This is a genomic window from Mycobacterium sp. (genome assembly GCF_050701675.1).
Lineage (GTDB): Bacteria > Actinomycetota > Actinomycetes > Mycobacteriales > Mycobacteriaceae > Mycobacterium.
On record NZ_JBOGDD010000239.1, the window covers coordinates 1 to 5,211 of the forward strand.

At 63.1% G+C, this 5,211-nt stretch carries 5 protein-coding genes; all 5 read right to left on the minus strand.

Features of this window, described 5'->3' with window-relative positions:
• A partial coding sequence (locus tag ACRDUX_RS06810; RefSeq protein WP_526412249.1) for an ABC transporter substrate-binding protein occupies positions 1–491 on the minus strand: 491 nt, incomplete at its 3' end.
• Between the two features lie 107 nt (positions 492–598).
• Positions 599–2,290, minus strand: a complete 1,692-nt coding sequence (locus ACRDUX_RS06815) for a dipeptide ABC transporter ATP-binding protein (RefSeq protein ID WP_526412251.1) — start codon at positions 2,288–2,290, stop codon at positions 599–601.
• Entirely contained in the window at positions 2,290–3,195 is a 906-nt protein-coding gene (locus ACRDUX_RS06820) for an ABC transporter permease (protein WP_526412253.1), read from the minus strand. The genes ACRDUX_RS06815 and ACRDUX_RS06820 overlap by 1 nt, the downstream gene beginning before the upstream one ends.
• On the minus strand, positions 3,192–4,352 hold the full coding sequence (locus ACRDUX_RS06825; protein ID WP_526412255.1) for an ABC transporter permease: 1,161 nt from the start codon (positions 4,350–4,352) through the stop codon (positions 3,192–3,194). Before ACRDUX_RS06825 ends, ACRDUX_RS06820 begins: the two co-directional genes overlap by 4 nt.
• Before the next feature lie 302 nt (positions 4,353–4,654).
• On the minus strand, positions 4,655–5,128 hold the full coding sequence (locus ACRDUX_RS06830) for an RrF2 family transcriptional regulator (RefSeq protein ID WP_526412257.1): 474 nt from the start codon (positions 5,126–5,128) through the stop codon (positions 4,655–4,657).
• Between the last annotated feature and the right edge of the window lie 83 nt (positions 5,129–5,211).

The following is a 5,211-nucleotide window of genomic DNA, read 5'->3' on the forward strand; positions in this document are numbered from 1 at the left end:
GTCAAGAAGTACGCAAATGGCTTCTTCAGCTTGATGGTGACGGTCTTCTTGCCGTTGTCGGCAGTGATCGTGTCGACGTTCGGCCACGATGCGTGCTTGACGTTGCCCAAGGCATCACCGAAGGCCCGAAACTCGAAGTTCTTCTTGACATTCTCGGCGTCCAGCGGACTTCCGTCGCTGTAGGTCACGCCGTCACGGAGAACGAAGGTGTACGTCAAGCCGTCGTCGCTGGCGGTCCACGACTTGGCGAGCCACGGCTTGATGGTCGTACCGTCGGGGTCGCGCCACACCAGACGGTCGAACACGTTGTTGGCGATGGGCTGAGCCTGGTACCAGTTCAGATCAGACAGCAGGAAGGACTTCAGCGGCTGGTAGTCGAGGTACGTCAGGTGACCTCCCCGCTGCGGCTCGCCGCTCTCGGTCGACGAGCTGCTGTCATTGGCACTACTGCAGCCCGCAAGGAGCAGGATGCCGGCGGCGACTGCTGCCACGGTCGTTCGGATATGCCGTCTTGGCACGGTAGGAAATCCCTTCTTATTATGTTCAGGCACAGCAGTTTTCGTGAGAGCGGATGGTGGTTGGTTGCGGGGGTTCGTCGTCAGCTGCCCGCTGCATATTCCAAGACGGGCTGCCTACCCTTCTCGTGGCGCTCAAGCCTTCCGCCCGGAATGGCCGCCAGGAGGTTGACCGTGTAGGGATCTGCTGGCGATGCGAACAGGTCCTTCGTGCTTTTCGACTCCAGCAAACGCCCCTGATTGAGCACCGAGACGTGCGTCGCGATCTGCCTGACGAGGCCGAGGTCGTGCGAGATGAAGACATACGTGAGGTTCTGAGCTTCTTGCAGGCTCAGGAGCAGCTCAACGATCCGCGCCTGCACGGTCACGTCGAGCGCCGACGTTGGCTCGTCCAGCACCAAGATTCGCGGCGACAGAGCCAACGCCCGCGCAATTGCTACGCGCTGCCGTTGGCCGCCAGAGATTTCCATGGGCTTCCTGGCGAGGAAGTCGCGGGAAAGGCCGACCTGATCCAGTACGTGCAGAACCGCGGCTCGCCGCTCCGCGCGATCGTGCAGACCGTGGATGTCCAGTGGTTCCCGAACGATCTGCTCCACGGTGTATCGGGGATCCAATGCGGAGAGCGCGTTCTGGTAGACGAGCTGGAGCTGTCGCGCATTGGGATTCGTATCTGCAGGATGGGCGGGAAGGCGGCGCCCGAAGACGTCGACCTCTCCTGCGCCGAAATCGAGCAGCCCGGCGAGGATCCGAGCCAGAGTCGTTTTGCCGGAACCTGATTCACCCACCACCGCGTGGATGGTGCCCTCGCCGATCGTCAGGCTGAGGTCGTCGACAGCCGGCGCACTCGCGTCGGCCCGGCCGTTTCGATTGGGGTACACCTTCGTCAGGTTGCGAATCTCGATCACGGCGTCTGCCGCATCTTGCCCGGCGCGCTCCGGTCGACGGATCGCCTCCGACGCGAGCCCCGGCGCATCGGCGATGAGCCGCTGGGTATATGCCGCTCGTGGTTGCCGAAGGACGTCCGTCGTCGGACCTGCCTCTTCGATCTGGCCGTCGTTCAGGACGACCACTGAGTCGCTGCGGTCATGCGCCAGGCCGAGATCGTGGGTGATGAGCAGAACCCCGAGCTGCAGTTCGGCCTGGAGCTCGTCGATCAGGTCCAGGATGACTGCCTGAACCGTCACGTCGAGAGCCGAGGTGGGCTCGTCCGCGATGAGCACCTTGGGGTTGCCCGCGATCGCGGCCGCGATCAGCACACGTTGGAGCTGACCACCGGAGAGCTCGTGTGGATACGAATCGGCCTTGCTGTGGGCATCCCGGATGCCAACGCGGTCCAGTAACGCAACGGCGTCACTTTGTGCCTGGCGACGGCCGAGACCGCGATGCAGCGTCAGAGACCGCGCTACTAGCGTGCCCACCTTCTTCAGCGGGTCCAGCGACCCGACTGGGTCTTGTGGGATGTATGCGAGAAGTCGACCCCGACGGGCGCGCCATGCCCGCTGACCAAGTCCGACGACGGAAGTGCCGTCAAGCGTCGCATCACCTGAGGTGATGCGACCGTTGGGCGGGAGGAGGCCCGCGACCGCTTGGGCGATCGTGCTCTTGCCAGAGCCCGATTGCCCGACAAGCGCTACGGTCCGACCGGCGGGGACGGCAAACGTCACGTCGCGCACAACCGTACTGAGTTCACGGGAGCGACGACGCTTGTAGCCGACGCTCAAGGCGTTGACGCCCAACAGGATCCGTGGCTCGTCAGGTGTGATTGCGGGGACCATCAGCCGACCCTCCTGCGCACGAACTGGCTGATTCGGCTGATCGCCAGCACCGAGAACACGATCGCTCCCGCCGGATAGATCAGCAATCCAGGGGACGCGACGATGTATTTCCGTCCCTCGGAAACGAGCCGGCCCCACTCCGGTTCTGGCGGTGGTGCGCCGTATCCGAGATAGCTCAGGGATGCAATCCACAGGATCGCCGAACCGAACTGCAACGCCGACAGCGCGAGAACCGACCCGTACGAGTTCGGGAGCACATGCGTAGCCAGAACCCTGAACCGCCCCGCTCCAAGATGCGCGGCGGCCTCCACGAACTGAAGATTCCGCACCGTGAGCACTTCCGATCGCATCAGCCGGGTGAAAGTCGCAATGCTCGCTACGCCAACCGCGACGGCAGCACTGAACTGCCCGAATCCGAGAGCCACGACCACCACCATCGAGAGCAACAGGCCAGGAATGGATAGCAGAACGTCGACGATCCGACCGATGATCGTGTCCGTGATACGGCCGAAATACGCACCGAGAAGGCCCAATACGACGCCAGCAGCCAAGCCGATGAACACGGCCATCAAGGATCCGGCCAACGTGCGACTGGTGCCGTAGACGATTCTCGAATACAGATCGCGGCCTAGGTAGTCGGTCCCAAGCCAGTAGTCATGGGATGGCGGGAGGAACGATTTTCCTACCTCTTCAAGTGGCCCGTGGCTCGTGGCAAGTCCGGGGAGGAGCACGAACACGAGCAGAGCGAACACCCAGATGAAGGCCAGCACGTCACCAAGGCGAACGTCTCGGACGGCGGCGCGCCACAGACGGCCTGACTTCGCCGTTGGCAGGCGCGCGGCGCCCGGTGCGAGCGAAGCGACGGGAGGTGACACCGTCGCCGACGCATCAAGGCTGCCGGTCATGTCGACTTGTCCAATCCGCCCTGCACGAGCTGCCGCGCCTTCCGAGACACACGTCGTTGCGCAGAAGGCGGCGAGCTCTTGTCGACCCGCGGATCAATCAACGGATACACCAGATCGGTGATGAGATTGAGCGTAGTGAAGATCGCCGCGACCAAGACCGTCACGAACAGAACGACTGGGCTGTCCTGGTAGGTGACGGCCTGCTCGGTCTGCCATCCGATACCCCTGCGGTTGAAGATGATCTCGGTGATCACCGACCCGGCAAGAAGCTCTGCCGCCGTCAAACCCAGCAAGGTAACTGCTGGAATCGCAGTGTTCTTGAGAATGTGGCCGCCGACAATCCGCCGCATGGTGTTGCCCTGAGCCCGCAAGGTAGCGACGAACGGTGCGCGTGACGATTTCTCCAGCCCCTGCAGGAGCACCTGGGCAATGGGAGCGCAGACCGCGATGGCCAACGTGAGCGCAGGCAACAACAAGGATCTGAAGCCTTCATCTCGGATGCTCGACACCCAGCCGAGTTGGAACGAGAAGAAGTACAGGAAGAGCAACCCGGTCACGAAGGTCGGAACAGAAAGGAAGAACCCCGGGAGCGCGTGAAAGAACGATCGGACCGCCTGCCCGGGTGCGAACACTGCCGCCAGCGCAATGGCGGTGGATAGCACCAGCGAGATGACGAACGCGAGGAGCGAGAGCTGAAGGGTCGAGGGTAAGGCGCCGAAGACCATGTCATCGACGGGCAGGCCGGTTCGGAGGGAGTACCCGAAATCGCCCTGAAAGATCCGGCCGGTGTAGGCGATGAACTGCTCGAACAGACTCTTGTCCAGGCCGTAGTAGGCGAGCAGTTTCTGAGCATCGTCGTGCGGCAGCGGACTGTCGGGGTTCTCAATCCTCGAACGAATCGGATCCCCGGGCAGCACGTAGAGCACCACGAACACCAGGACGTACGTGAGAACAATGACCAGCAGCGCCTGCAACGTGCGACGCACGACGTAGCGCGAGTCAACTCGCGACAAGGGTCCCGTCACGTTCCGTGACGTGCTGACCGGACCGCGGCCGTGATCGACATGACTTCGCTCGGCCTCCGCGACGGCACCCACGGCCAGCACCTGAGCTGAGGCAATTCCGGTCCGCGGGGTGTCGTGATCCAACGAACGCATCCAACGATCATGGAGGTCGCCGTAGCCGAAACTCAGAGCTTCGATCTACGGAATCGCTGTAGCTGTCCTTAACTTGTCTAAAGGACTGATCGAGAAACATCCTGGTCGCTCGCGTTACCGGAGGCCAAAGGCAGGACCTGGGCGGCCGCTGTTCGAGGTGACCGCAGCCAACTTCACCAAGGATTCCCCGGCCGCCGTCGACACGCCACGAACCGATCGCGATCCGTTGTTGGCAGCGAGCATTAGTCGAAGCCGACCTCGGTGAAGGCAAACCCGCGACGTCAGCGAGAGACAGTGACTGTTCAGGTATGAGAATGGGGCCGTTCCGAAGCGGGAGCACCGCCGGCCCGGTCGATGGCGCGCAGCTCGTCGAGGCTGTCGGCGAGGGTGCGGCCTGCCAATGCGCCGAGGACGGCTGCCTCGGTCTCGTCGGTGAGCCTGACGAAGTACTCAGCGGAGTGGTTGGTGACCAGGCACTCCCGAGGGCCATCCGCCCGGGGGGCCCACAGCGGCTTGTCGCCAACGGATGAGCGATAGATCTCTCCCAGTGTGATCTGGTCCGCGGATCGGCCGAGGCGGACACCCCCGCTGCGGCCCTTGATGGACGCGACGAGACCGTCCTGCACCAGCGGGACCATCAGCTTGCGCACAAGGCTCGGGTTCGTGTTCAGACTCCTGGCGAGCTGCCTCGAGCTGAGGACCGGACTGCCCTCCTCCTCGGCATGCCCCAGCAGGAGCATGGCCTTGAGCGCACTGGAGAACGTCACGTCCAGCATGCTCGCCACCCCCTTCTTCCGCCGCTTTCGTCCCGGCGGCCCACGACGTCCCATATTAGCAACTTTTACAGTTGCATTTCCGC

What these genes read in the sequence shown, in the direction of transcription:
- ACRDUX_RS06815 (WP_526412251.1), bottom strand. Translation starts at nt 2,290, where the DNA reads ATGGTCCCCGCAATCACACCTGACGAGCCACGGATCCTGTTGGGCGTC.
- ACRDUX_RS06820 (WP_526412253.1), bottom strand. Translation starts at nt 3,195, where the DNA reads ATGACCGGCAGCCTTGATGCGTCGGCGACGGTGTCACCTCCCGTCGCT.
- ACRDUX_RS06825 (WP_526412255.1), bottom strand. Translation starts at nt 4,352, where the DNA reads ATGCGTTCGTTGGATCACGACACCCCGCGGACCGGAATTGCCTCAGCT.
- ACRDUX_RS06830 (WP_526412257.1), bottom strand. Translation starts at nt 5,128, where the DNA reads ATGCTGGACGTGACGTTCTCCAGTGCGCTCAAGGCCATGCTCCTGCTG.